The 25,898-nt window shown below is 74.8% G+C and carries 24 protein-coding genes and 1 pseudogene; 11 read left to right on the top strand and 14 right to left on the bottom strand.

What is annotated here, in order from left to right; all coding sequences use genetic code 11:
- Window positions 1-73: 73 nt before the first annotated feature.
- Window positions 74-1,471 carry a type VII secretion integral membrane protein EccD gene (eccD, locus tag ACQ452_RS02580; protein ID WP_433389416.1) on the top strand — a complete coding sequence of 466 codons (1,398 nt, stop codon included), beginning with the start codon at window positions 74-76 and terminating at the stop codon, window positions 1,469-1,471.
- A gap of 22 nt (window positions 1,472-1,493) precedes the next feature.
- Here the strand turns inward: eccD and ACQ452_RS02575 are convergent, their stop codons facing one another.
- Window positions 1,494-2,570, bottom strand: a complete 1,077-nt coding sequence (locus ACQ452_RS02575) for a type VII secretion protein EccE (RefSeq protein WP_433389415.1) — start codon at window positions 2,568-2,570, stop codon at window positions 1,494-1,496.
- 258 nt (window positions 2,571-2,828) lie between these two features.
- On the opposite strand from ACQ452_RS02575, the gene eccB reads away from it, so the two are divergent.
- The 8 genes from eccB (at window position 2,829) to ACQ452_RS02535 (ending at window position 10,811) form a co-directional block, all read left to right on the top strand.
- Window positions 2,829-4,397 carry a type VII secretion protein EccB gene (eccB, locus tag ACQ452_RS02570; protein ID WP_433389414.1) on the top strand — a complete coding sequence of 523 codons (1,569 nt, stop codon included), beginning with the start codon at window positions 2,829-2,831 and terminating at the stop codon, window positions 4,395-4,397.
- Between the two features lie 107 nt (window positions 4,398-4,504).
- Window positions 4,505-4,873, top strand: a complete 369-nt coding sequence (locus ACQ452_RS02565; RefSeq protein WP_433389413.1) for a hypothetical protein — start codon at window positions 4,505-4,507, stop codon at window positions 4,871-4,873.
- Window positions 4,866-6,161, top strand: coding sequence for a WXG100 family type VII secretion target (locus ACQ452_RS02560; protein ID WP_433389412.1), 1,296 nt, complete (start codon window positions 4,866-4,868; stop codon window positions 6,159-6,161). Before ACQ452_RS02565 ends, ACQ452_RS02560 begins: the two co-directional genes overlap by 8 nt.
- Before the next feature lie 190 nt (window positions 6,162-6,351).
- On the top strand, window positions 6,352-6,711 hold the full coding sequence (locus ACQ452_RS02555) for a hypothetical protein (RefSeq protein ID WP_433389411.1): 360 nt from the start codon (window positions 6,352-6,354) through the stop codon (window positions 6,709-6,711).
- A gap of 238 nt (window positions 6,712-6,949) precedes the next feature.
- On the top strand, window positions 6,950-7,768 hold the full coding sequence (locus ACQ452_RS02550) for a hypothetical protein (RefSeq protein ID WP_433389410.1): 819 nt from the start codon (window positions 6,950-6,952) through the stop codon (window positions 7,766-7,768).
- An 80-nt stretch (window positions 7,769-7,848) separates the two neighbouring features.
- Window positions 7,849-8,169, top strand: coding sequence for a DUF1232 domain-containing protein (locus ACQ452_RS02545; protein ID WP_433389409.1), 321 nt, complete (start codon window positions 7,849-7,851; stop codon window positions 8,167-8,169).
- 1,232 nt (window positions 8,170-9,401) lie between these two features.
- On the top strand, window positions 9,402-10,058 hold the full coding sequence (locus tag ACQ452_RS02540) for a C39 family peptidase (RefSeq protein ID WP_433389408.1): 657 nt from the start codon (window positions 9,402-9,404) through the stop codon (window positions 10,056-10,058).
- A 153-nt stretch (window positions 10,059-10,211) separates the two neighbouring features.
- Window positions 10,212-10,811 (top strand): hemerythrin domain-containing protein, encoded by a 600-nt coding sequence (locus ACQ452_RS02535; RefSeq protein WP_433389407.1) that lies wholly within the window; start codon window positions 10,212-10,214, stop codon window positions 10,809-10,811.
- Between the two features lie 15 nt (window positions 10,812-10,826).
- Here ACQ452_RS02535 and ACQ452_RS02530 read toward each other — a convergent pair whose 3' ends face one another.
- The 3 genes from ACQ452_RS02530 to ACQ452_RS02520 all read right to left on the bottom strand — a co-directional run bounded on the left by ACQ452_RS02530 (window position 10,827) and on the right by ACQ452_RS02520 (window position 12,643).
- Window positions 10,827-11,063 carry a ferredoxin gene (locus ACQ452_RS02530; protein ID WP_433389406.1) on the bottom strand — a complete coding sequence of 79 codons (237 nt, stop codon included), beginning with the start codon at window positions 11,061-11,063 and terminating at the stop codon, window positions 10,827-10,829.
- A 4-nt stretch (window positions 11,064-11,067) separates the two neighbouring features.
- On the bottom strand, window positions 11,068-12,270 hold the full coding sequence (locus ACQ452_RS02525; RefSeq protein ID WP_433389405.1) for a cytochrome P450: 1,203 nt from the start codon (window positions 12,268-12,270) through the stop codon (window positions 11,068-11,070).
- Window positions 12,271-12,460: 190 nt separating this feature from the next.
- Window positions 12,461-12,643: an antitoxin gene (locus ACQ452_RS02520; protein ID WP_433389404.1), complete on the bottom strand. Its 183-nt coding sequence runs from the start codon at window positions 12,641-12,643 to the stop codon at window positions 12,461-12,463.
- 203 nt (window positions 12,644-12,846) lie between these two features.
- Here ACQ452_RS02520 and ACQ452_RS02515 point away from each other — a divergent pair, with 203 nt between their 5' ends.
- Window positions 12,847-13,965 carry an AI-2E family transporter gene (locus ACQ452_RS02515; RefSeq protein ID WP_433389403.1) on the top strand — a complete coding sequence of 373 codons (1,119 nt, stop codon included), beginning with the start codon at window positions 12,847-12,849 and terminating at the stop codon, window positions 13,963-13,965.
- Window positions 13,966-13,986: 21 nt separating this feature from the next.
- Here ACQ452_RS02515 and ACQ452_RS02510 read toward each other — a convergent pair whose 3' ends face one another.
- The gene (locus ACQ452_RS02510) at window positions 13,987-14,646 is read right to left on the bottom strand and encodes a dienelactone hydrolase family protein (protein ID WP_433389402.1); all 660 of its coding nucleotides are present in this window, start codon (window positions 14,644-14,646) and stop codon (window positions 13,987-13,989) included.
- 160 nt (window positions 14,647-14,806) lie between these two features.
- Between ACQ452_RS02510 and ACQ452_RS02505 the strand changes: the two genes are divergently transcribed.
- Window positions 14,807-14,986 (top strand): hypothetical protein, encoded by a 180-nt coding sequence (locus ACQ452_RS02505; protein WP_433389401.1) that lies wholly within the window; start codon window positions 14,807-14,809, stop codon window positions 14,984-14,986.
- 134 nt (window positions 14,987-15,120) lie between these two features.
- Here ACQ452_RS02505 and ACQ452_RS02500 read toward each other — a convergent pair whose 3' ends face one another.
- The 9 genes and pseudogenes from ACQ452_RS02500 to ACQ452_RS02460 form a co-directional block, all read right to left on the bottom strand.
- Window positions 15,121-17,493 carry a glycoside hydrolase family 65 protein gene (locus ACQ452_RS02500; protein WP_433389400.1) on the bottom strand — a complete coding sequence of 791 codons (2,373 nt, stop codon included), beginning with the start codon at window positions 17,491-17,493 and terminating at the stop codon, window positions 15,121-15,123.
- The gene (locus ACQ452_RS02495) at window positions 17,490-18,242 is read right to left on the bottom strand and encodes an HAD-IA family hydrolase (protein WP_433389399.1); all 753 of its coding nucleotides are present in this window, start codon (window positions 18,240-18,242) and stop codon (window positions 17,490-17,492) included. Before ACQ452_RS02495 ends, ACQ452_RS02500 begins: the two co-directional genes overlap by 4 nt.
- A 280-nt stretch (window positions 18,243-18,522) precedes the next feature.
- The gene (locus ACQ452_RS02490; protein WP_433389398.1) at window positions 18,523-18,990 is read right to left on the bottom strand and encodes a DUF4442 domain-containing protein; all 468 of its coding nucleotides are present in this window, start codon (window positions 18,988-18,990) and stop codon (window positions 18,523-18,525) included.
- An 817-nt stretch (window positions 18,991-19,807) separates the two neighbouring features.
- Window positions 19,808-20,767: an ABC transporter ATP-binding protein gene (locus ACQ452_RS02485; protein WP_433389397.1), complete on the bottom strand. Its 960-nt coding sequence runs from the start codon at window positions 20,765-20,767 to the stop codon at window positions 19,808-19,810.
- Between the two features lie 149 nt (window positions 20,768-20,916).
- The gene (locus ACQ452_RS02480; protein ID WP_433393949.1) at window positions 20,917-21,075 is read right to left on the bottom strand and encodes a CDP-glycerol glycerophosphotransferase family protein; all 159 of its coding nucleotides are present in this window, start codon (window positions 21,073-21,075) and stop codon (window positions 20,917-20,919) included.
- A gap of 51 nt (window positions 21,076-21,126) precedes the next feature.
- Window positions 21,127-22,212: pseudogene (locus ACQ452_RS02475) on the bottom strand (glycosyltransferase family 2 protein); the annotation flags it as partial.
- A 16-nt stretch (window positions 22,213-22,228) separates the two neighbouring features.
- A complete protein-coding gene (locus ACQ452_RS02470; protein WP_433389396.1) occupies window positions 22,229-24,295 on the bottom strand; it encodes a DUF5941 domain-containing protein in 2,067 nt (688 codons plus the stop codon).
- On the bottom strand, window positions 24,292-25,038 hold the full coding sequence (locus ACQ452_RS02465; protein ID WP_433389395.1) for an ABC transporter ATP-binding protein: 747 nt from the start codon (window positions 25,036-25,038) through the stop codon (window positions 24,292-24,294). Before ACQ452_RS02465 ends, ACQ452_RS02470 begins: the two co-directional genes overlap by 4 nt.
- 2 nt (window positions 25,039-25,040) lie before the next feature.
- The gene (locus tag ACQ452_RS02460; RefSeq protein WP_433389394.1) at window positions 25,041-25,868 is read right to left on the bottom strand and encodes an ABC transporter permease; all 828 of its coding nucleotides are present in this window, start codon (window positions 25,866-25,868) and stop codon (window positions 25,041-25,043) included.
- Window positions 25,869-25,898: the final 30 nt, after the last annotated feature.

Raw genomic sequence — 25,898 nt, 5'->3', positions numbered from 1 at the left:
CCCGTGGGCGTCAGGACCCCGTGCGTCGGCGTCGTCGGCCAGGGGTGATCGTAGAGACCGCGAGGAGGCCACTGTGGCGACGAAGACGGCGACCGGCGGCCTGAGCCGGATCACCATCGTGGCACCGCGCACCAGGATGGATCTCGCGCTGCCGTCGGACGTACCGCTCGCCGACCTGCTGCCGACCCTGCTCCGCTACGCGGGCGAGGACCTGGCCGACGAGGGGGTGCGGCACGGCGGTTGGAGTCTGGCCCGGCTCGGCGGCCAGCCGCTGGACGGCGGCCGGACGGCCACGCAGCTCGGCGTCCGCGACGGCGAGGTGCTCTACTTCAACCCCCGGTCCGCGACCGCGCCGGAGGTCGTCTTCGACGACGTGGTCGACGCCGTGGCCACCGCCACCAACCAGCGCCCGGGCGCCTGGCAGGTCGGCACCACCCGATCCTTCGCGGTGCTCTTCGCCGCCGCGGCGCTCGGCGCCGGCGCGGTGGCGGCGCTGTTCACCGGGCCGCCGCACCTGCCCGGCGCGCTGGCCGCGCTCGTCGTCGCGGTCGCCCTGGTGGTCACGGCCGCCGTGCTGTCCCGGGCCGCCGCCGACAGCGCGACCGGGTCGGTGCTGGGGGCCGTCGGCCTGGCGTACGCGGGGGTCGGCGGCCTGCTGCTGCTCGCCGGCGACCGCGCGTTGACCGAACTGGGCGCCCCGCACGTGCTCATCGGCGCCACGGCGGTGGTGCTCTGCGCGGCGGTGGCCGCGCTGGCCGTCGGCGACCGGATCCCACTCTTCTTCGGCGCGGTCGGCCTCGGCGCCGTCACCGGCCTCGGCGCGGTGGTCAGCCTGGCCTTCGACACCGACGCGCCGGCCGCCGCCGCGGTCGTCGCCGCGGTCGCGTTCGGCGCGGTGCCGGCACTGCCGATGGCGGCGTACCGCCTGGCCCGGCTGCCCGTGCCGTCCATCCCGACCGGTCCCGACGACCTGAAGAGCGACACCGAGTCGGTGGACGGCCGGCGGGTGCTCCAGCTCAGCGAGCGGGCGGACGAGTTCCTGACGGCTCTGCTCTGGACGGTGTCGCTGCTGGTGCTCGGCGCCCAGGTGGTGCTCGCGCTGCACGGCAGCCTGCCGGCGGTGCTGCTCTGCCTCGTGCTGGCCCTGCTGTCGCTGCTGCGGGCCCGGCCGGTCCTGGGCCGCGCCCAGCGCACCCCGGTGCTGTTCGCCGGCAGCGCGGGGCTCGGCCTGACCGCCGCGGCCACGTTCGGCAACAGCTCGACGGCGGTACGCCTCGGCCTGGTCCTCGGCGGCCTGGTGTTCGCCGCCGTGGTGAGCCTGATCTACGGGCTCACCACGGCCGGTAAGCGGATCTCCCCGGTCTGGGGCCGGCTGCTCGACATCGTCGAGATCATGCTGATCATCGCGCTGGTGCCGCTGGCCTTCTGGGTGGTGGGCCTCTACGGCTGGATCGTCAACCTCCGCCCCTGAGCCACCCGCCCGGCCCGCGCTGTCAGTCGGTCGGGCGCAGGGTCGTCACGGTGGTGGCGACCGGGGCGGTGGCGTACACCCCCGGCCCGTGCTGGCCGTCCACCGGGCGGGCCGGGGAACCGGACCGCCGGGCCACCTCCCGCACCGCCTTGACCAGCGCCTCCACGTGGTCGTCGAGCGCCGCCACCCGAAGCATCGGCGGGGCGACCCGCCCGCCCGGCAGGACCACGGCGGCCAGCGTGTGCGACGGGGCGGACGTCGCGGTCACCGCGTCCACCAGCGGGCCGAACGGCGCCTCGGCCCGGGGCCGCAGGACCAGGCAGCGCTGGGTCCAGCCGCCGCCACGCAGTCCCGTCCAGGTCTCCGCCGGAGGTGCCGGCGCCAGGTCCAGCCCGGCCGCCGAGACCACGGCCGCGCGCAGCTCGTCGCGGCCGAGCGGGCGGTGGGCGAGCCCGGCCGCCGTCAGCGCCTTGCCCAGCCGGCCGACGCCGGCGCTGAGGGTGCGGTGCACGCCGGGCAGGCCGCCGCCCCGGCTGACCGTCTCGGCGCGTGCGTCGCGCACGGAGAGCCGCAGCGCCAGCCAGACCGTCCGGTGGGCCGCGGGCGGCGCGCCCGGCGCCGGATACCAGACCAGGGTGTGCGAGACCACCTGGGTGCGGGTGACCGGCCCGGTGAAGTCGGCGAGCACCCGCAGGGCCCGGTCCATCACCGACGCCTCGACCGAGCCCGCCGGGGCCCCGGGACGGCCCTGCAACGCCACCGCCGCGAACCAGCCGTGCGCGTCCTGCCCGATGCCGAGCCGGGTGCCACGGTCGGTCAGCTCGGTGACGGTGAGCTCCGGCGCCAGGGCGGCCAGCCGCGGGTCCGCCCCGCCGTCCGCCGCGACGACGCCCCTGGCCCCCTCCCGCCGCCGCAGTCGCAGCCGCCGGCGCAGCAGCAGGTCCTCGTACCACCAGCGGCCGCCCCGGCGGGCGAAGACGGCGGCCACCACCGCCAGCGACAGCGTCCCGACGACGGCGGCCGCCCAGACCGGCCCGCCCAGCGCCGCCCAGACGGCCAGGGCGCAGAGTTCCAGCACCACGAGCTGTCCCACGGCCACCGGCCCGATCCGACCCCCCTCGCGCCGGTCGGCCGGGACGACCGGCCGCTGAGCTGCGCCGGACGGCTGCGGTGCCGGACGAGCGGGTGGCGCCTGAACCTGCGTCATCGCTGACAGTCCTCTCTGGACGGCGGGGCCGCCACGGCATCTCCCCGGGCGCTGGTCCCGGTGCCCCGTTGACGGCCCCTTATCGTAGGGAAGCCCGCGACACGACTCGGACCTGCTCGTCGCGGACCCACCCCCCGCCGGAGGTAAGTCATGCGGACCCGCCGCGACCAGGTGCAGGCGTACCGCTTCGTCACCCGCCGGATCGTCTCGGCGCTGCTGTCGGGCGACCCGGAGACCAGCAACCTGCCGATGCGGCGGCTCGGCATGGCGTTCTTCGGCAGCGTCATCGCCGCGGCCGTGGTGCTCGGCGGCGTCGGCGCGTACGGGCAGTTCACCGGCAACACGGCGCCGCTGGAGCCGAACACCCTGGTGATCGAGCGGGAGACCGGGGCAACCTACGTCTTCGTCGACGGGCAGTTGCATCCCACCCTCAACTACGCCTCGGCACGTCTGATCATCAACGAGCCCGCCCCGCCGGTGCGCACGATGTCCCAGGCGTCGATCCGGGACCGGCCCCGGGGACGCACCGTCGGCATCGTCGGCGCCCCGGACGCGCTGCCGGACCGCAAGTCGCTGACGGGCCTGCCCTGGTCCGTCTGCGACGTCCCGGACCCGGCCGACCCGCGCCGTTCCGGCACCCGGCTGGTGATCGACCGCCCGCTGCCCGGCGGGGTACCGCTGGGCGACCGGGCCGTGCTGGTCGAGGTCGACGGTCAGCGGCACCTGCTCACCGGCAACCACCGGTTGCAGGTGACCGGGGGCGACTCCGCGCTGGCCGCGCTGCGGATGGCGAACGCGCCACGCCTGCCGGTCGGGCAGCAGCTGCTCAACGCCGTGCCGTCCGGGCCGGTCCTGCGCGCGCCGGCCGTGGCCGGCGCGGACGAGGCCAGCACCCTGACCGAGCGCCCGGCCAGGGTCGGCCAGGTCTTCCGGGCGGCGGGCCAGCACTACGTGCTCACCCGGGACGGGCTCTCCGCGATCGGCGAGATGAGCGCCCTGCTGCTGCTGCGCGAGGGCGGCCAGGTCACCGACATCACCCCGGCGCAGGCCGGCAAGCTGCTGACCGACCGGCGGGCGGAGGAGGCCGGGATCCCGCAGACCCTGCCCGTGCTGCACCCGGTCGCCACCGGCCGGCCGGCGCTCTGCGCGACCTACCGGGCCGGCGCCGACGGCGGGCCGCCCACCACCACGCTGGAGGTCTTCGACCGCGTGCCGACGGAGCTGGCCGCGTCCGACGCCGTGCCGGTGCGGCAGGGCGCGCGCGACGGGGTGCGTACCGCCGAGGGCGTGCTGCTGCCCGGCGGCAAGGGCGTGCTCGTGCAGGCGACGCCCGGGACCGGCGGGAGCGGCGCGGCCGCCCCCGGGGCCACCGTCTACCTGATCAGCGCCCAGGGGGTCCGCTATCCGCTGGGTGTGGGTGCCGTGGCCGCGCTGGGCTACGAGGGGGTCGCCCCGCTGGCCGTGCCGGCGTCGCTGCTCGCCCTCGTGCCGACGGGGCCGACGCTGTCGCGCGACGACGCGCTCGACCACTTCGCGCCCGGTCCCGCGCCGTCGGCGGGCGCCCCGGCGAAGCCCTCGGGCAGCCCTTCCCCGGTGAAGCCGTCGGGCAGTCCTTCCCCGGCGCGTTCCGGCACCCCCGCGACGCCCTCCGGCGGGCCCTCCTCGGGGGCGCCGGCCTCGTCCGGCGGGTCGTCGTCGGCCCCGTCGGCGGACGGCTGAAGACGCGTCTGGCGCTTCGCCGCTCGCAGCGGGTCGCCCGAGTCGCACGGGTCGACTAGCCTGTGCCCAGCCAACGGTTATCGACGATGATGTACGGGGATGCTGCCATGACCGGGCGCACGACGATCGACCTCATGTCCCTGGAGGACTTCCAGCAGAAGTTGGCCGACCGGCTGACCGAGGCGGAGAAGGCGTTGCGGAAGCTGAGCACCGAGATGCAGTGCCGGCCCCCGGCGCTGGGCTCGTTCACCGACGCCACCCAGAACGCCCGCCGCTACTCCGAGATCCACCAGTCCTACGTGGATCAGGTCGGCCGGCTGCGTGCCGCGGTGGAGGCCGCGCGCGGTGCCACCGCGACGATCCTGTCCAACTACCAGACCACCGAGGAGCGCAACGCGGCCAACGCCGCCGACATCGCCGCCGTGCTGCACGGGGTGGACGACGCGTTGACGCGAAAGGATGAGCCGCGTGTCTGAATACACCCACCGCTACCAGCACGTCGGCCACCAGCAGCTCTACGACGGTGTGATGGCCGGCCAGCCCGGCCAGATCGAGGGCGTCGCCGCCCAGTGGACGGCCCTCAAGGGCATGCTCGACGGGCTGTCCCGAGCGCTCAGCGGCGACCTCGACAAGCTCGCCAACACCTGGACGGGCTCGGCCTCGCAGGAGTTCCAGCGCCGGTTGACGTTCGTCACCGACTACGCCGACAAGCTCGGCGAGGGCATGGCCGACGTGAGCCGGGGCCTGAACCTGATGGCCGGCGAGCTGCGCACCGCCCGCGCGCAGGCCGAGAGCCCGGCCGAGACCGACGACCACGACCAGACGGTCTCCGGCGCGGCCAAGGGCGCCGTGTTCGGCCTGCCGGGCGTGGTGATCGGTGGGCTGCTGGGCCACCAGCAGGACAAGGCCGAGCAGGAGAAGGCGCACAAGCGGATGGTCAAGGTGGTGTCCGAGCTGGCCGCCGGTTACGACCTCTCCGCGTACGGCCGGCTCGTCGCGCCGCCCCCGCCGCACCCCGAGACCCCCGGCCTGAACCGGCCCGATTCCTCGACGACCCCGCGCGGCGGCCCGGTCTCCAAGACGCCGACCGCCGCGCCGACCCTGACCGGCCTCGCCGGGCAGTCGGGCGGCGCCACCGTCGCGACCCCCGGCACGCCGGGTTCTGGGCCGGGCGGCGGGCACCCCGGCACGTTCACCCCGGGCGTCGGCGGCGGCGGGCACCCGGGCGGCGGCACGGGCGGCCCGCCCGGTGGCATCGGGGCCGGCACCTCCCTCGCCGGGGCCACGCTGCTGACCGGTGCGACCGGCGTGCGGGCGCCGGGCGCGCCGGGCGGGCCGGGCGGCACCTCGACGGCCTCGGCCGGCGGGCCGGGCCTCCAGTTCGGCGCGCAGAACAGCAACCCCGGCGTGCTCGGCACCGGGGCCCTCGCGGGGTCGGGTGGCAAGGCGCCGACCACGGTGGTCCGTTCCCCCGGCGGCAGTCCGCTGGCGGACAACCGGGCCGCGACCGGGATGGGCCGCCGCTTCGACAGCGCGCGACAGGGCACCGCCGGCGCCGGTGACCGGGCGGCCACCGGGACGGGTCGGCCGGGTGGCGCGCGTGGGGCGACCGGCGGGGCCAACCGTGCCGGTGTCCTCGGGGGCGCCGGCCAGGGAGCCCACGACGACGACACCGACGGTCGAATGACCTGGTTGACGGAGGACGACATGGTCTGGGGGGACGGCTCGGCCGCCGCTCCGCCCGTGCTCGGCAGCGACGACTGACACGCTCCCCGCACCTCGACGGCCCACCCGGCGGACACACCACCGGGTGGGCCGCCGCACGTCCCGCGTCGTGCCGCCGCACGTCCCGCACCGCGCCGGGCTGATCCACTTCGGACATCGTGGTAGCGGTCACCCGATCGCCGGCCGTCGCCGCCCTGCACGAACGGGTTCCGGGCGATAGGTTGGACGGGTGCCGTCCGTAGCGTCAGTCGACCCGTTCTGGTCGGTCACGCTGCGCTGGCTGCGTGAGCTGACCCGGCTGACGGTCGCCGCGCTGGTGCTCACCGTTGGCCTCGGCGGCGTGAGCGCCGCGTCCGCCCCGACGCCGTCCGCCGCCGCCGTTCCGAGCGTCGTCGCGACGGGCGCCGGAATCGGCCAGCCGCCGCGCCGCGAGCCCCCGGTCGAGCAGGTCGACGACGTCGCCCCGTCGGCGGCCCGTCCCGCCGACGCCCCCGCCGACACCTCAGCGGGTCCGGCCGTCCGCCCCGACGGCCCCGCCCGCGACCCCGGCCGGGGCGTCCCCGGCCGGCGCGGCCCGCCTCCCGCCTGACCCGTCGGCCACCGGCTGCGCCCGCGGGCACGCCGACACCGATCCCCGTCACGCGACGGCGATCCGCCCGGCCCGCCCCGACAGCACCGGCGTCCGCCCGTCGGCCTGCCGCACCGGCACCGTCCGCTGCCGCAGCGCTCACCGCCGCGGTACGCCCGCACACGCCAACGACACCCACCCGCCCGTACGCCGGGCACAGACCCTGTCGACGCCCCCGATCGACCGCGAGGTGCTGACCATGCAAACCCTCCTCTCCTCCGTCCTACTGGACGTGCCCCGGGCCGCAGCGATCTGGCTGGGCCTGCTCGGCGTCATCGTCGTCACCGTGGCGGGCCTGCTGTTGCGGCCCGGTCGGCTCCGGGTCGACGCCGACTCCCGGATCCGGCGGGCCGCGATGCCCAGCGAGCTGGAACGCACCGAGGAGGCGCGCGAGCGGTCCCGCTACGCCGAGGAGGTCTCGATCGCCGCCGAGCGGGCCGCCGCCACCGCCGCGCGACTCCGGGCCGAGTGGCTGACCGCGCAGGAGGAGGTCGAGGGGGCCTGGCAGGCGTACGAGGCCGCCGAGGCGGACGTCAAGCGGTTGGCGGTCGCCGAGGCGATGCCCCTGCCGCGTACCGTCCGGACACCCGCCGAGTACGCGGAGCGCGAACGCTTCCTGCACCGGGCCGCCCTCGACGCGTACTGGCGTAAGGAACTGTCGGTGGAGCAGCTCAGCGACATCTTCGCGTACCGCAACGGCTGGGACCCCCGGCTGCACCCGGTCGAGCAGGAACTGGTGCTGCGCCGGGCGGTACGTGACCACCTGCTCGCCCGGCAGCAGGCGGCCCGGGAGCGCGAGCAGGCCGCGTGGCGGGCCGCCGAGACCGCCGCCGAAGCGTCGCGCAGCCTCCGCGACGAGGCGTTCGCCGCGCTCAACCGCCGCCCCGAGGAGGCACCGGAGTTGCTGCCGCTGATGGAGGCCGCCGGTGGCACGGAGCAGACCCGCGAATTCCCGGCGGTGACCAGCCGGGAGACGCCGACGGTGGCCCGGGGGCGCGCGGCGGTTCCGGCGTACTGACCCGGCGGAGGAGGCGACGGACCCGGCGTACCGGCCAGCGGGGCCGCGCGCGACGGGTCTCGCTGGGCTAGCGTGGCGGTATGTCCAACGAGGCGTGGATCGTCGTCGGCATCATCGCGGTCGTGACGCTGGCCGGCGCGGTGTTCCTCGCCGTCCGCGTGATCCGCACCCGCCGGCTGCTTGGCACGCTCGGGGTCAGCGGCAAGGTGGCCTTCTACGGTGCGTTGGTCTACACCGTCCTGCCGGTGGACCTGCTTCCCGACCCCATCTACCTGGACGACATGGCGGTGCTGACCGGCGCGCTGCTCTACCTCGGGCGGCTGGTCCGGCAGCGCCGCGCCGCCAGCCCCCGGCTGCCCGCCGCGCCGTCCGACGCCGACCGGACCCCCCACGCGCCCTGACCGACGCCGCCCGCCCAGACAGGTGACGGCTGCCCGGTGACCACCGACGGAACGCGCGGACGACGGGCCGCTCGCGTTATGCCGGGACGGCCGGCTGCCCGCTGCCGGCTGCCCGGCTGCCCGGCTGCCCGCTTCCCGCTGCCCGGCTGCCCGCTGCCCGGCTGCCGGCGAACGGGGACGGCGGCGCTGCCCGCGACGATGGCTGCCTGCGGCGACGACGTGGCTGCCCGACGGCGGTAACACCGTGTCGGTGCGCGTCGTGCTGGTCAAGCCGCTCGGGGTCCGGCAACAACGTAGCTGCCGGCGGCGGTTACACCACCGACAACACGACCCCGATCAGGCAACCGCGGTAACGCCCCGCCCGGCCGCGCGCGGGGCCTCGGTGATCAGGACGCCATGGACGTTATCCGGCTGTTTTAAGGTCCATGGCGTCCTGATCACCATTCGCCGGACCGGCACGCACCCGGGCACGCACCCCCCGGACCGGCACTCATGGCACGCAACCCCCGGGACCGGCACGCACCCCCGCCCGACCGGCACGGCACCCCGCCCGACCGGCACGGCACCGCCGGACCGGCACGGCACCCCGCCGGACCGGCACAGCACCGCCGGACCGGCACAGCACCGGCACGGCACCCGCGCCGACCACTCTGGCGCGGACGGACACCGGGTGTCGTACCGGTGGGTCTCCCTCGGTGGGCGCGGCCCGGGTGACCACGGCAGCGCGGCCGGCAAGGCGCGGGCAGTCGCCGCCGGCCCCCCGGGGCGCCCGGTGACCGTCCGCCACCTCACCCGGGGCGCCGCCGGCGCGCCTTCGAGACCGCGCCGTTCGCGGGTCGGCCGGCTCGCGCTCGCCGGTGCCGAGCGCCGGTACGCCGAGGGTGGCCGCGCGCCCAGGGTGCGCCGCTCCGCCAGCTGCCGCCCGAGCGCCGAGCCAGCGCATCGAGATGGCGTCCACCGCCTGCCGAACCGTCTGCGACGTCTGACCGTTTTGCCCGAGAGTGAAGCAACCTGACGAGGGCTTGGGCCATCCGCGTCCCGCCGTCCCGACCCGTCCCGCAGGGGCGCCGGCGGCATGTCGGCCGCCCCGGAATGCCCGGCGGAGCAGGGCGGTTGCATCCCTGCGTACGGCCGCGAGCCGCGGGTCGTCGAGTCCCGAGCCGAGCGCCTCTCCCGGTGCTGCGCGCCCCCGTTCCCCCGGCGGGCGTCACCCCCCGATTGGAGCCCGACCCATGAATTCGATTGTGCAGAAGAGCGGCCTCTCCGTGGCGTGCCTGCTGGTGGCCGGTGGCTGCCTCACGGGCCCGGCGGCGAGCGCCCAGGCGGCACCGGCGGCCACCATGGCCGGCGCGGCGCAGGTCGACAGCGATGGTCGCGCCGAGCGGCGGGCCGAGCGCGTGGTGGGCATCGAGTACCAGGCGCAGCCCAATTTCTACTACTGCGGCCCGGCCGCGACCCGGATCGCCCTGTCCGCGCTGGGCAAGGCGCTGCCCCAGGACGAGGTCGCGAGGAAGCTGGGCACCACCGAGGCCGGCACCGACTCGGCCCTGGACACCACGCGGGTACTCAACGAGCTGACCGGCGGCCGGTACCGGACCACGGAGATTCCGGACCCGGTGGCCAAGCCGGAGCAGGTCGACCGGCTGCGCTCCGACGTGCTCGCCGCGCTGGACGAGGGCCGGCCGGTGGTGGCCAACATCAGGGGCACGGCCGTCGACACCGCCGGCAGCCCGCACTCGTACGAGGGTGGGCACTACCTGACCCTGGTGGGCTACCGGGACGGCGGTGACCTGTTCCGGGTCGCCGACCCGGCGGCCCCGCAGGCCGAGTACTGGATGACCCTGGAGAAGGTCGCCAACTGGATCGCCGAGCGCGGCTACTCGTCCTGATCTGACGCAAGCCCGAGGGCCGGCCTCCCACACGGGAGGTCGGCCCTCACGCCTCCGCCCGCCCTTTCCGAACGGGGGAAGAGCCTGGGTTCGGCCGGTCGATCGCGGGTACCAGGGCCGCAACCGAGGTTCCGCAACCGGCAAGGGGCAGACATGACCGAGACACCGAACGCCGGTCAGGACGTCGTCAACGTCCTCACCGCTGACCACCGCGAGATCGAGGCGCTCTTCGTGGAGTTGGAGAGCCGGCAGGGCACCCCCGAGCACCGCCGCCATCTGGCGGACGTGATGATCGCCGAGTTGGTCCGCCACGCGGTCGCGGAGGAGATGTACGTCTACCCGGCCGCCCGCCGGGCGCTGCCGGACGGCGACCAGGTAGCCGACCACGAGATCTCCGAGCACGCCGACGCCGAGCGCACCCTGAAGGAGCTGGAGTCGCTCGACCCGTCGGAGTCGCGTTTCGACGAGGTGCTGGCCCACCTGACCCGGACCATCCGGCACCACGTCGAGGACGAGGAGTCGGACCTCTTCCCCCGGTTGCGGGCGGCGGTCGCCCACGAGGAACTGGTCGAGCTGGCCGGGAAGGTGGAGGCGGCCAAGAAGTCGGCTCCGACCCGACCGCACCCGGCCGCCCCGGACCGTCCGCCGGCGAACAAGCTGCTCGGCCCGGGGGCCGGCCTGGTGGACCGGATGCGCGATGCGCTCAGCGGCCGGCCCACCTCGATGGCGGAGCTGCGCGAGAAGCGGGACTGACCCCGCCGCGTGGGCTCACGGCTCCGGCGCGATGCGGCGCGGGCCGTCCGACTCGGACACGACGATCGCCTCCACGGGGCAGGAGTCGGCGGCGTCCACCAGCGTGTCGTCGGGCGCCACCCGCTCGGCCAGCGGGTGCGACAGCCCGTCGCGCAGCACGAAGTGCGCCGGGGCGGTGCCCGCGCAGATCCCCGACCCGATGCACCTGGTGCGGTCGACCTGCACCCGCCACCGCTCGCCCGTCGCGCTCATCGGCTCACCAGCTCACCGGCAGGGCCAGCAGCCCTCGGACCAGCAGGCCGCTCTTCCAGGCCAGCTCGGATTCCGGTACGGCCAGCCGCAGGCCGGGGGTGCGGGCGATCAGGGTCTCCAGGACGACCTGGAGTTCCATCCGGGCGAGCTGCGCGCCGACGCAGTGGTGCACGCCGTGCCCGAAGCCGAGGTGGGGGTTGGCCTGCCGGGTCAGGTCGAGTCGGTCCGGCTCGACGAAGACCGTCTCGTCCCGGTTGGCCGAGGAGATCGACACCAGCACCGGCTCACCGGCCCGCACCAGCACGCCGCCGAGTTCGACGTCCTCGAGGGCGTAGCGGGCGAAGGCCGAGGACGCGCCGAGGGGCACGAACCGCATCAGCTCCTCGACGGCGTCCGGCACCAGCTCCGGCCGCGCCCGCAGCCGGTCCCACTCGTCGGGGTGGGTGAGCAGCGCGTACACGAAGTTGGGGATCTGGGTCACCGTCGTCTCGTGCCCGGCCGCCAGCAGCCCGGCGGCCAGCCGGACCACCTCGTCCTCCGCGAGCCGGTCGTCGGCGTCGCGGGCCCGGACCATCGCGCCGATCAGGTCGTCGGTGGGTTGCTCCCGTCGCCGCGCGATCAGCTCCCCCATGTACGCGAAGAGGTTGTCGATGTAGTCCTGGACCCGTTCGGGGCTGAGCGAGGTGGTCGACACGATCGCCTCGGACCAGGTGTGGAAGAGGTCCTGGTCGGTCACGGGGACGCCGAGCAGGTCGCAGATGACCCGGATCGGCAGTGGGGTGGCCAGGTGGTGCACCAGGTCGGCCGGCGCACCGGCGGCGAGCATGCCGTCGACCAGCTCGGCGGTGACCTGCCTCGTCCGGGGGCGCAGTTCCTCGACCCGCCGCGCGGTGAACGCCTTAGCCACGAGCCGGCGCAGCCGGGTGTGCTCCGGCGGGTCCATGGCCAGGATCCCGCCCTCCTGCTGTCGTGGCGTGTTGCGGGGCTCGTCGCGGCCGACCGAGGCGGCCCGGCTGAACCGGGGGTCGCCGAGCACGGTGCGGACGTCGGCGTGCCGGGTGGCGAGCCAGGCCGGCTCGCCGAACGGCATCCGGATCCGGGTGAGCGGTTCCTCGCGGCGCAGCCGGGCGTAGTGCGGGTCGAGGTTGAGCCGGTCGGGGTCACCGAACGGGTAGCGCCGGACGGTCGTCTCGGGGGCCTCGGTCACCAGATGACTTCCTCTCGTCGCGGCACCCCGGGGTCGGGTGCCGGTCCGGTCGGGACAACTCCACACTGAGTCATTCTCCGACTGCGGATAGTAGCGAAAGGGGCCGATCCCTGACTAGTGGTGTGCGTCGATACGCAGACAAGGAAGCGCCCCGGGCCGCGGACTCGCGACCCGGGGCGGCTCGGACGACTCAGCGCGCCTGGTCGCCCTCACCGGTGCGCGCCTGGGCCTGGTCGACGCCCTTGTCGATCTGCTCGTCGTACTTGCCGCCCGTGCGCCGGTCGGCCATGTCGCCGCCCTTCTCCAGGCCCTGGTCGACCTGCTTGTCGTGCTTGTCGGCGAAGTCCTTGGCCTTGTCCATGAAGTCGCTCATCGGGGCCCTCCTCGAATCCGGGGTGTGACCTTCTGCGTTCCCCGAGGTCGGGACCACAAACGAAGATCATCCAAGCTCCGCCGGCGACCGGGTGACGCCGGGCGGCCCCCGGCTCCGGCGCGCCCATCTAGCGTGAAAGCGGACGAGGGTGTCGCGGCGGCGCCCAACGGGTACCGACTCGCCGGAGATCGAGGAGGACCGACGTGGTCGCAGACGATGGCGGGCGTACGCCCGAGAGGACGACGGGCCGCGGCGTGGGTCCCCGACAGACCTGGGCAGCGCTCCCCTGGCTGCTCCGCTCGGCCGTGGTGGGCAGCGCCTGCCTGGTGGTGATCGTCGCCGGGCTCTACCTGCTGGGGAAGATCGCGGTGCTGCTCGCGCCGCTGGCCATCGCGCTGGCCGTCACCGTGTTCCTCACGGCGCTGCTCGACCCGGTGCAGCTCGCGCTGCGCCGGCTCCGGCTGCCCGGCGCGTTGGCGGCGCTGCTCACCGTACTGCTGCTGCTCGGCATCCTGTTCGGCGCCGGAGCGCTGGTGTGGAGCCTCACCGCGGGCCAGTTCGACGAGCTGAGCCAGGAGCTGGGGCAGGGCCTGCAACGGACCCGGGACTTCGTGACCTCCACGTTGCCGGTCACCGACCAGCAGCTCGACCGGCTGGTCGACCAGGCCCGCCAGGGCCTCGGGCAGAGCTCGGTCGACCCGGTGTCCAGCGCCCGGACGGTCACGGAGGTGCTCGGCTCGACGCTGCTCGCGCTCGTCCTGCTGTTCTTCCTGCTCAAGGACGGCCGGCCGATGTGGCACTGGACGCTGTCCCGGATGACCGGGCCGAACCGGACGGTGACCACCGAGGCGGGCCGGGCGGGCTGGCGGACGCTCGGCGCCTACAGCCGGGGCACGATGTTGATCGCCGCGATCGACGCGATCGGCATCGGCGTGGCGCTTGTGGTGCTGCGGGTGCCGCTGGCCTTTCCACTCGCCCTCATCACCTTCCTGGGCGGCTTCGTCCCGATCATCGGGGCGACGGTGGCCGGTGCCGTGGCGGTGCTGGTCGCGCTCGCGGCGAAGGGTCCGGTGATCGCGCTGCTCGTCCTGGCCGCCGTGATCACCGTGCAGCAGGTCGAGGGCAACCTGCTGGAACCCCTGGTCATGAAGCGTCAGGTGCGCCTGCACCCGGCGGTGATCCTGGTGGCGGTCACCGCCGGCACCCTGATCGCCGGCGTCGCCGGGGCCTTCGTCTCGGTGCCGATCACCGCCGTCGTCTGGCGGGTCGTCGACACCGTCCAGCAGCACCGCCAGCGCCGCACGCCCGCGCCTCCCGCCTGAGGCGGCCCGCCCGGGGCGGGCCTAGCGCGGATCGGGCAGGTGCGCGGTGAACCAGTCGGCGGCGCAGTGGGCGACCTGGTCCAGGGTGCCGGGCTCCTCGAACAGGTGGGTCGCCCCGGGGATGACCGTCAGCTCGGCCGTCCCCGGCAGGGCGTCCTGCGCCTGCTCGTTGAGCGTGATCACCTGCTCGTCGAGGCCGCCGACCAGCAGCAGGGTGGGCGCGCGCACCTGGCCGAGGGCCGGACCGGCCAGGTCGGGCCGGCCGCCCCGCGACACCACCGCACCGACGAGTTCCGGTCGGGCCGCCGCCGCGACCAGGGCGGCGGCGGCCCCGGTGCTGGCCCCGAAGAGCCCGATCGGCACCGCGCCGAAGGGCCGCTCGGCCGCCAACCAGTCCACGACCGCCGCCAGCCGACCGGCCAGCAGGCCGATGTCGAAGCGCAGTTCGGCCGTGCGGGAGTCCACCTGGTCCTCCGCCGGGGTCAGCAGGTCGACCAGCACGGTGCCGAGGGCGGCCCGGTTGAGCACGTGCGCCACGGCCGTGTTGCGCGGGCTGTGCCGGGAACTGCCGCTGCCGTGTGCGAAGAGCACCACGCCGGCCGGCCGCGCCGGGATCAGCAGGTCGGCCGGGAGTTCCACGCCCCCCGCCGGGATCGTCGTCACACTGCCGCGCACGTCCATCTCGCCTCCGTACGTCCCTGGCCGTCGCCCCCCTCCGGCCGCATACCCGCCCGTGGTGCCGCCAAGCGGCCCGGCGTTTGTCGCCGGGGGGCCCGGGTAGGCGGCGGTGACGGCAGACCGTACCGGCGCGACCGCGCCCCGACGGATCGCGAGGAACGCCATGGCGCAGCAGCAGCGACAGTCCCGCCAGCAGACCGCCGAGGACGACCGGCGGGAACAGGACACCGAACGCGACCGGGACTGGGCGGACGACGCGGCCCAGGCGCGCACGGCCGACGACCCGCGGGCGATGGCGCCCCGGGACGCGGCCGGCCGCCCGTCCCAGGGCAAGCCCGTCTGACCGCTCCATCCGTCGCCGATCGGGGGTTCGCGGCCGGGGGAGAGCGTGCTCCCGGGACGCGAACCCCCCGGCCACCGGGCCCGGGCGCAAGCCGAAGGTGGTGTCCACCGCCTCGGCCGGCCACCTCGCCGGGTCTACAGCTCGTTCTCGGGTAGGCGGAGCAGGGGGGCACGGCCCGGGGCCTGCTCCGGGGGCGGCCCGGACACCTCAGCCGGGGGGATCGGCATCGTCACCGGCTCCGCGCAGGTGACCCGTACCAGCTCGCCGTGGTGACGCAGCTCCAGCACGTCGCCCGGGTCGCCGTGGCGCAGCGCGTACGTGGTCTGCTCCGGCCGGACGTCCACCCGCAGCCGCAGGCCGCGCCACCGCAGTGAGAACTCCAGCCGGCCGAGCCGGCTCGACAGCCGGGGCGCGAAGGACAGGTTGCCGTCGTGGTCGCGTAGCCCGCCGAACCCGGCCACCAGGGCGATCCACGCCCCGGCGAGCGAGGCCATGTGCACGCCGTCGCGGGTGTTCTCGTTGAGGTCGTGCAGGTCCATCAGCGCGGCCTCGCGCAGGTAGACGTGCGCCAGCTCCGGGTGTCCCACCTCGGCCGCCAGCACCGCCTGGGTGCAGGCCGACAGCGACGAGTCGCGTACCGTCCGCCGCTCGTAGTAGAGGAAGTTGCGCAGCTTCTGCTCCGGCGTGAAGGCGTCGCCCCGCCAGTGCATGGCCAGGACCAGGTCCGCCTGCTTCACGACCTGCTTGCGGTAGAGATCGAAGTACGGGTAGTGCAGCAGCAGCGGGTACTTCTCCGGTGGCGTGCCCTCGAAGTCCCACTCCTGGAGCCGGGTGAAGCCCTCCACCTGCTCGTGGACGTCGATCTCCTCGTCGTACGGGATGTGCATGGACGCCGCCGCGTCCCGCCAGGCGGCGGCCTCCTCGTCGGTCACCCCGAGGTGGACGGCCTCGTCCCGGAAGCGCAGCACCGCGTCGGCGGCGGTGACCAGGTTCCGCTGCGCCATCAGGTTGGTGTAGATGTTGTCGTTCTTCACCGCCGTGTACTCGTCGGGGCCGGTGACCCCGTCGATGTGGAACTGCCCGTGCCGGTCGTGGTGCCCCAGCGACCGCCACAACCGGGCGGTCTCCACCAGCAGCTCCAGCCCGCCCTCGCGGATCAGCTCGACGTCGCCGGTGACCTGCACGTAGCGCCGCAGCGCGTCGGCGATGTCGGCCGCGATGTGGAAGGCGGCGGTGCCCGCCGGCCAGTACGCCGACGACTCCGGGCCTTCGATGGTGCGCCAGGGGAAGGCCGCCCCCTCCAGGTTGAGCGTCTGGGCCCGCTCCTGGGCGGCGGCCAGCGTGCTGTGCCGCCACTGCAACGCGTCCCGCACGGCCGTCGGGTGGGTGTAGGTGAGCACCGGCAGGACGAACATCTCGGTGTCCCAGAAGGCGTGCCCGTCGTACCCGGGGCCGGTCAGGCCCTTCGCGGAGATCGGCCGCCGTTCCGCCCGCGCACCGGCCTGGAGCACGTGGAACATGCCGAACCGGACGGCCTGCTGGATCTCCGGGTCGCCCTCCACCACCACGTCGGCGGTGTCCCAGAACTCGTCGAGGTACTGCCGTTGCTCGCGGCGCAGCCCGTCCCAGCCGTCCAGCCGCGCCCCGGCCAGGGCCGCGCCGACCTGGTCGCGCAGCGCCGGCAGGGAGCGCCGGCTCGACCAGCCGTAGCTGAGGTACTTGACCACCCGCAACGTCTCGCCGGGCTTGAGCACGCAGGCGATGGTGGTACGGACCCAGTCCTCGTACCCCTCCGACTCGATGGTCTTGCGCGCCGGGGCGTACACCTCGTGCTCCATCGCGGCGGCGGCCCGCAGCCCGGAGACCTTGGTCCGGTGGATCAGCAGCCCACCGTCGTCGGTGGTGAGTTCCTCCTCGGCCTGCAACGGCGACTCCAGCACGGCGGCGACCCGGGGGTCGCGGCTCTGCGCGGGCAGCGTCTCGTTCGCCACCAGTTCCGACTGGATGATCAGCCGCAGCGGGCCGTCCACCGCCTCCACCTCGTAGTTGATCGCGGCGACGGAGCGCTGGGTGAACGAGACCAGCCGGGTGCTGCGGACCTTGACCTCGCGGCCGGCCGGGGAGCGCCAGTGCAGCTCCCGGTGCAGGGTGCCGGCGCGCAGGTCGAGGACCCGCTCGTGGGCGAGCAGCTCGCCGTAGCGGACGTCGAGCGGCTCGTCGTCGACCAGCAGCCGGATCAGCTTGCCGTTGGTCACGTTGACGAGCGTCTGGCCCGACTCGGGAAAGCCGAAGCCCGCCTCCGCGTACGGCAGCGGGCGCAGCTCGTAGAAGGAGTTGAGGTACGTGCCCGGCAGCCCGTGCGGTTCCCCCTCGTCCAGGTTGCCGCGCAACCCGACGTGCCCGTTGGAGAGGGCGAAGACCGACTCGGCCTGGGCCAGGACATCCACGTCCAGCCGCGTCTCCCGGACGTGCCAGGGCTCGACCGGATAGGCCCGTTCCCGGATCACCCGCGCCTCGCCGGGTCGAGCAGGTCCGCGAGGTCCGTCACCACGACGTCGGCGCCGTGGGCCCGCAGCTCGTCGGCCTGGCCGACCCGGTCCACCCCGACCACGTACCCGAACCCACCAGCCCGGCCCGCGGCGACCCCGGCGAGGGCGTCCTCGAAGACGGCCGCGTCGCCCGGGTCGACCCCGAGCAGCGCCGCGCCCGCCAGGAAGGTGTCCGGGTGCGGCTTGCCGCGCAGCCCCTCGGCGCGGGCGACGAGCCCGTCCACCCGGGCCTCCAGCAGGGGTTCCAGCCCGGCGGCGGCGACCACCTCCCGGCCGTTCGCGCTGGCCGTCACGACCGCGCGGCGCAGCCCGGCGGCCACGGCGGCCTCAAGGTAGGCGACCGAGCCGGGATAGACGTCCACGCCGTGTACGCGCAGCCGCTCCAGCAGCAGCACGTTCTTGCTGTTGCCGACCCCGTGGACGGTGTCGGCGTCCGGCGGGTCGTCGGGTGCCCCCTCGGGCAGCACGATCCCGCGCGAGGCGAGGAACGTACGCACCCCGTCGGCACGCGGCCGGCCGTCGACGAAGCGGTTGTAGTCCGGCCCCGGATCGAAGGGGCGGAACGCCTCGCCGGTGGCGGCGGCGCGGCGGCGCAGGAAGGCGTCGAACGTCTCGGCCCAGGCGGCGTTGTGCACCCGGGCGGTCTGCGTCAGCACACCATCCAGGTCGAAGAGGCAGGCGGTCACGTTCGCAGGAAGGCCCAACACGGTACGAATCTATCCACCGGTCACACCCGGCAAACCGGATTCACCCCAACAACGCCCGGCGCGCCGCGACGACGGCGCGACCAGCGCCCCGGCGGGGACGGCGGCGCGGCTGGGACGGCGGCGCGGCTGGGACGGCGGCGCGGCTGGGACGGCGGCGCGGCTGGGACGGTGGCACGGCCGTTCCGTCGGCGGCGCGGCCCCGAACCCGGCCGTTCCGTCGGCGGCGCGGCCCCGAACCCGGCCGTTCCGTCGGCGGCGCGGCCCCGAACGACGCGCACCGTCAGCGGTGCGGGCGTAGCGTCCAGATCACGGTCATCGTCGAGGTCGGCGTGCCGTCCTCGGTGCTGATCTCGACCTCGACGGGGAACTCGGGCCGCCGGCCGGCGGCCAGCTCGGCGATCACCTCGGGCGCGGCCCGACCGAGCCGTGCGGTGGCCCGCACCGGCCCCATCGCCAGCTTCCGGAAAGTGATCTCCGCGCGCACGGCCAGCGGCACCGCGCGGTCGAGGAGTTGGCCGAACGCGGCCAGCACCGCCGCGCCGGAGGCGGTCTCACCGAGGGCGAACATCGCCCCGGCGTGCGGACCGCCGACGTGGTTGTGGGTGGCCGGCGAGTCGGGCAGCCGGACCACGGCACGCACGCCGCCCTCCGCCTCGGGGGCCACCTCGACGAATTCGACGCCGAGGGTGCGCGCGAAGGGCACGGCTTCCAGCATGCCGGCGGCCACCTGACGGGAGTCCATGCTCATGCCCGAACATTACTCTCGGGTAACTTACGCCGGCAAGGCGTGCCGGCGGGAACCCGACGCCGCTCGAGCCGACTCCCACGGAACCTGCCGCTGTCGCCTTGGCGGCACGGACGGGCAGTTGAGTCCCGGGCAGGCACCGGCTTTGCGCCGAGGGCGCTTGGGGACGAGGCGGAATCCGGGCCGACAGCAGCAGCCGCCGACCCGGGGCACGCGCCGACTGCGGCGAGGCCCGGGACGGGCCGAAATCCGGGCCGGGAGGGCAGCCCTGGGGCGGCACCACCGCGGGGCCGAAATCCGGGCCGGGAGCGGCAGCCGCCGGGGCGGCACCACCGCGGCGGGCTGATTGCCGCCGCCCTCGGCGGCCGGTCGACGCACTGCGACGTGCCACCCGACCAACCAGCACGCACGCAAACCCGCGAACGCCGGTCCAGCCAATGGTGATCAGGACGCCATGGACGTTAAACCGGCCGAATAACGTCCATGGCGTCCTGATCACCAAGCGCCCTCCGCGTACGACAAGGGCGAGCGCCTCCGCTTACGGCACCCGGGCGCCCTCCGCGTACCGACACACCGGGCGCCTCCGCGTACGAGACACCGGGCGCCTCCGCGTATGACGCGCCAGGTGCCTCCGCGTATGACCACCAGGCGCCTCCGTATACGACACGCAGGCGGGCAAGTGGGATGCGGTTGGCGTCAAGCGGCGGTCGTCCCTTCGACGAAGTGGTGCTCGCCGTCGCACTCCGGCTCGTCTCCGTCGAGACGCCGCGCATGCTCGGTCGGCGTGCGGTGGATGCCCCACGCCTACGACGCCACGGCGTCAGCGCCAGCCGACGTCGATCCGGTCGCCGCGCTCGTCGAAGAAGTGCAGCGCGTCCATGCGTACGGCGACGGCCAGGGGGTGACCGGCGGAGACCCCGGGGTACGGGGCGAGGCGGACCGCGAGTTCGGCGGGGCGGCGGTGGTGCCGGCCCGGGTCGTTGAGGATGCTGGTCCGGGTGCCGGTGGCCGGCGCCGGGGCCGCCTCCTGCGCGGCACGGCCGGTCAGCCGCTGCACGGCGTGACCGAGACGGCGCAGGCCCCGCTGGGTGGTGGGCGGTTCGGCCGGGCCCCCCGCCTCGTCGAGCACGATCGCGGTGGCCCCGATGTGGAGGAAGGCCAGCGACTCGTGCCCGTGGTGTTCCAGGTAGCGGATGCGGCCACGCAGCACGGCGCCCGGGGTGTCCAGCGCGACGGGGGTAAGGCCGGAGATCTCCGCGCGTAGTTCGGCGCGCAGCCCGCTGTCGAGGTTGGACAGCGGCTCGTCCATCAGGAACAGGCCGGGGCGGCGGACGATCGCCCGGCCCATGGCGACCCGTTGGCGCTGCCCGCCGGAGAGTTGGCTGGGCCGGCGGCCGAGCACGTCGCCGATGCCGAGCGCCCCGGCCACGTCGGTGACCCGTTCGCCGCGCGGCTCGGGCTGCATCCCGGCCAGCCGGAGCGGAAAGGCGATGTTGTCGCCGACGGTCATGTGCGGGTAGAGCGCGAAGTCCTGGAAGACCATGGCGATCCGCCGGTCGCGCGGTGGCAGGTCGTTGGCCAACTCGCCGTCGAGCAGCACCGCGCCCGACGTCGGGTCCTCCAGCCCGGCGACCATCCTGAGCACCGTGGACTTGCCGCAGCCCGAGGGGCCGAGCAGCACCATGAACTCGCCGTCGTCGATGTCGAGGCTGACGTTGTCGACGGCGAGGGTGCCGTCCCTGAAGACCTTCGTGACGTCCCTGAGCGCGACGGTTGTCACCGTGCCCTCCCCCCACCTCGTCGGCCGGACACCGAATGACTGTGACGAGGATCATTCGATTGGAACATCGGGTAAACGTGCGATGTTCGGCCCGTGACGGCCCCGGTGCGGCCCGCCGGGTGGGAACCACCGCCGCGACCCGGCCGGCGTCAGCGGCCGGGTCGGGTCGGCTCCGGCTGTTCGCCGAGGAGTACCCGGCGGACCACGCGCTCGGCGGCGTGGCCGTCGTCGAGCGCGCAGAACCTGGCCCGGAACCGCTGCCGGGCCGCGCGGGCCGCCGCGGAGTCGGCCTCGCCGGCGCGGAACACCTCGAGCAGGCCGGCGAAGCTGGTGGCGACCGCGCCCGGCGGCTCGGCGGTCACGTCGAAGTGGTAGTACTCGCGCAGCAGGGCGTCCCGGGTCAGCAGGGCCGCCCGTCGGGCGCGGGGCGCGACCAGCCGCCGGGTGGCGCGGGCGGCGTCGCGCGCCCGGTGGGCGGTGCGCAGCGCGCTGAACGTACGCCAGCGGCCGGCGGCGACCAGTCGGTGCTTGAGTCCCTCGACGCCGGCCGGTCCGGGACAGTCGCCGGGGGGCCGCCAGCGGGCGTGATCGGCGGTGATCCGGGCGAAGAAGGCCGGCCGCAGCGCGGGGTCGATGCGCTCCCCGTTGCCGAGCACGGTGAGGTAGTGCCAGATCATCCGCTCGAAGATCGCGGGGCGCAGTTCGTCGGCCTCGGGGCCCCGGGCGTCCATCAGCCGGAACACCCGGTGCCACTGGTGGAAGACCTCGAAGTGCCGCTCGCCCCTGGTCCGGGTGATCGCCCCGGTCCGGCGCTGCCGGTAGTTGAGGCAGACCCGGTCCAGCACGCCGATCCGTTCGGCGGCCATCAGCACGGGGTAGCTGAAGGAGACGTCCTCGTACCAGCCGGGCGCGAAGCGCAGCCCCGCCTCGATCAGGAACCGCCGGCGGACCAGCCGGTTCCAGGCGGTGTGCAGCAGCCGCAGCGTCTCGGGCCGGTCGCGCAGCCGGAAGGTGGTCGCGCCGGGCGGTTGCGGGAACACCTCCGCCATGGCGCTGCGGCTGGTGGTGTCGTTCCAGTGCGCCCGGACGTGGTCGACCAGGAGCACGTCGGGGCGGGTGGCGCGCAGGCGCTCGGCCACCTCGGTGAGGCAGTCGGGGGTGAGCCAGTCGTCGCCGTCGACGAACCAGACGTACTCGCCGGTGGCCCGGTCCAGCCCGATGTTGCGGGCCGGACCGAGCCCCACGTTCTCGGTGAGCCGGACGGCGTGCACCCGCCGGTCGCGGGCCGCGTACTCGGCGAGGATGTCGCCGCTGCCGTCCGGCGAGCAGTCGTCGACGCCGATCACCTCGATGTCGGCGACCGGCTGCCCGAGGATGGAGTCCAGGCATTCACGCAGGTAGCCCTGCACCCGGTAGGCCGGCACGACGAAGCTGATCAAGGTCATCGGCCGGCCCCCGTCGTCAGCCCGGCGAGCGACCTCCCGCGCCGGTCAGGCCCGCCGACGCCCGCGCGGCGCGGGCGGGCAGGACGACCCAGGCGAGGACGACACTCCCCACGAAAAGCACGAGAAGGTACGTACCGAGTGTAGCCATCCCTATCCCCGCAAAACCGACGATCGCCGCCAGGGCCAGCAGCGCCGAGCGCCCCTCCCAGCCCAGCGTGGCGCCGTGCAGCGGCGGGGCGTCCTGCCGCTTCTCCAGCCGCGCCGTCAGGTCGTAGTGGTGCAGGGTCAGCACGAAGACGTACCCGAAGATCAGCCAGGCCGGCACCCCGCCGGCCACCCCGACCGCGATGGCGAACAGGAACTCGCCCGCCCGCAGCGCCGCCGGGACCAGCCAGTCCAGCGGACCGTCGTGCGCCGCGGGCGCCCCGCCGCCGGCGAGCAGCAGCCCCGCCAGCGCCAACAGCAGCGTCCACCGGGGCGCCGGGGCGGCATCGCCCGCACGCAGCGCGACGAGCAGCAGGATCGCCGTCGGCAGCACGGCCAGGACCGCCAACGTCAGCGGCCCGGGACGGCGCGCCAGCGGGAACCGGGCGGCCAGCGGCCCGTCGTCGCGGTACAGGGTGGCGTCGACCGTGCCCAGCACCGGCACCCGCATCCAGCGGGCCCGCAGCGTACGCAACGCACCCGTGTACGCGAAGGCCAGCACCCCCCAGGCCAGCACCGCGTACAGGCTGACCAGCGGGCCGAACAGCGCGGCGGTGATCGCGATCAGCGCCCACCGCTCCCCGATCGGGAAGACCACCGTCCGCTTCAGCCAGTACGACACCGAACCCGTGTCGGCCTGCACCCGGTTGGAGGCGGCGTTCAGCTTGTCGCCGATGCCCCCACCGGCGGTGCCGGCAGCCTTCGGCCGGCGGGCCGCCTCGTCGTGCAGCACCCCGTACCAGGTGTCCGTCATGTGCCGGACGGTCTGCAGGGTGATCGCGGCGATCGCCAGCGCCCACCCGTACCGGAACCCGGCCTGGGTCGCCCCGTAGCCGAGGCCGGCGTACACGACGTACTCCTTGGCCCGGTCGGCCATGGTGTCCAGCCAGCCGCCCCAGGCGCTGAAGTGCCGGGTGTAGCGGGCGAGCTGACCGTCCACGCAGTCCAGCACGAAACCGAGGTAGAGCAGCACCGCCCCGGCGATCAACGCCGCCCGCCCGCCCGTGCCGAAGAGCACGGCGGCGGCCACCGCGAAGGCCACCGAGATCATCGTGACGGCGGTCGGACCGAGCCCCAGCTTCGCCGACGCCTTCGTCACGTACGGCGACCAGGTGCTGACGAAGAACGTGGTGAAGAAGTCGTCGCGCTCCTTCACCGAGAGCTTCAGCTCGGCCCGGTCCTCGTCGACGGCGGCCACGGCCGCCTCCGCGGCGGCCAGCCCCGCCGCATCGCTCACCCGGTGCGCGACGAGCAGGCGTACGCGCTGGGCGAAGATCAAAACGCCGTGCCCGGCGAGGCCGGCGAAGAGCCGGTCCACGGCGGGCCCGGCCACCGGCGGCCCGGCCGCCGACCACGGCCCGGCAGCCTGCGGCCCGACGCCCTGCGGCATGACGCCCTGCGTCCCGACGCCCTGCGGCGCGCCGACGGGTGCCACCCCGGCGGTCGCCCGCGCGGCCGCGGCGAGCGCCGGCAGGTCGCCGACGCCGACGCGCAGCGCGCCACCGAAGACGCCGGTGGCCCCGCCGTCGAGCGTCTCCGGCGATCCCGCCCCGACCACCTGGCCGCGCTCCTCCCGCACGGCCGTGCGGCCGTGCCCGGGCGGGTCGGTCAGCACCAACGCCACCGTCGGCCCGACGGGGCTGGTGGCCAGGTGCCGCAGGACGGCGGTGTGCGCGACCAGGTCGGCACCGGTGACGAGCACCGGGCCGGTGGCCGCGTCGACGAGGGCGGCCAGCTCGGCCAGGTCGGCGGCGTGGCGCACCTCGCCCGCCCCGGCGCGGCGTAGCTGACCCGCCAGCCGGTCGGCGAGGGACTCGCCCGAGCGGGTGGGCAGGCTCGCGGCCGGGTCGTCGGCGGCGAGCACGATCGCGAGGGTCACCGTGCGACCGCGTCGTGGTAGGCGTGCAGCGCCTCGGCGATCGTGCCGTCGACGCTCAGCCGGCCCGCGTCGAGGTAGAGCCCCCGACGGCAGAACCGGGTCAGATCCTTTTCGTTGTGTGACACCAGCACCAGAGTGCGCCCCTCCCCGAGCAGACGGTCGATCGTCGCATAACACTTCTTGCGGAACTCGTCGTCCCCGACCGCGGTCACCTCGTCCATGAGCAGGATCGGGTGCGGCAGGTGCGAGATGATGGCGAAGCCGAGCCGGACCTTCATGCCCGACGAGTAGTGCCGCACCGAGGTGTCGACGGCCCGTTCGACCTGCTCGCCGGCGAACGAGACGATGTCGTCGAAGTGCCGCCGCAGGTAGCCCGACGAGAGCCCGTGCAGGCCGCCGACCAGGTAGAGGTTCTCCCGCCCGGTCAGGTCGTTGGAGAACCCGGCGGAGAGCTCCAGCAGCGGCGCGACGTCCCCGCGTACCCGGATCCGGCCCTCGTCGGGGATCAGCACGCCGGCGATCAGCCGCAGCAGGGTGCTCTTGCCGGTGCCGTTGCGGCCGACGACGCCGAGGGTGTCCCCGGCTCGCAGCGCGAACGACACGTCCCGCAGCGGCCAGAACCGGCCGTCGGCCTCGCCGCGCCGCCCCCGGTGGATGAACAGCTCCCGCAGCCGCAACTGCCGCCGCCGGTTGCGGACGAACCGGATGCCGAGCCCCTCCGCCTCGATGATCGCCTCGGCCATCCCTACAGTTCCTTCAGCACGGCGGGCTCGAGCCGGCGGAACGACCACCAGCCGGCGACCAGCACCAGCAGGCTGACGCCGACGGTGCTGGCCAGCAGCCGGGCGTCCGGGAACTCGTCCGGGTACCAGACCGCGTGGTGCAACTGGAAGATGCCGACCAGCGGGTTCAGCTCGTAGGCGACCCCCAGCCAGCCGGGCAGGCCCGCGTCGCGCACGAGGCTGAGCGGATAGATGATCGGAGTGGCGTAGAAGAGCACCCGGATGACCAGCCGCATGAGGCGCTCGACGTCGCGCATCAGCACGTTCGCCGCCGAGAGCAGCAACGCCGACCCGATCAGCAGGACGGCCTGCACCGCCACCGCCAGCGGCAGGGCCAGCAGCGACCAGCCCGGGTGGATCCGGCCGTACGCGGCGTACCCGACGGCCACGGCGGCCAGGATCGGCAGGCCGGCGGCGTACTCGGCGAAGCGGCCGGCGATCCGGCCGATCGGGAAGACCTGCCGCGGCAGGTTCATCGTGGTGATCAACCGGGCCTGGCCGGTCAGCGCGTTGGTGGCCTCGCTCAGGGCCGAGCTGGTCCACATCCAGGCGAAGATCCCGGTCAGCAGGAACAGCGGGTACGACTCGGCCGCCGCGCCGAGGTGACGGTTGGTGTCCCGGGAGTAGAGGACCCCGAAGACGAACCAGTAGATCGCCCCCATGCCGAGCGGCTCGATCAGCGACCAGAGATAGCCGAGCACGGACTGCTGGTACTTCACGGCGAGGTCGCGGCGCACGAGGATGCGCAGTGCGGTGCGGTGCGACCACAACGCCGCGATGCCAGAGGTCACCGCCGCCTCCCGCCTCACCGGACGGACGAC

The organism is Micromonospora sp. KLBMP9576 (genome assembly GCF_050941805.1).
Taxonomy (GTDB): Bacteria; Actinomycetota; Actinomycetes; order Mycobacteriales; family Micromonosporaceae; genus Micromonospora.
This window is presented reverse-complemented; position numbering and strand designations above follow the sequence as displayed.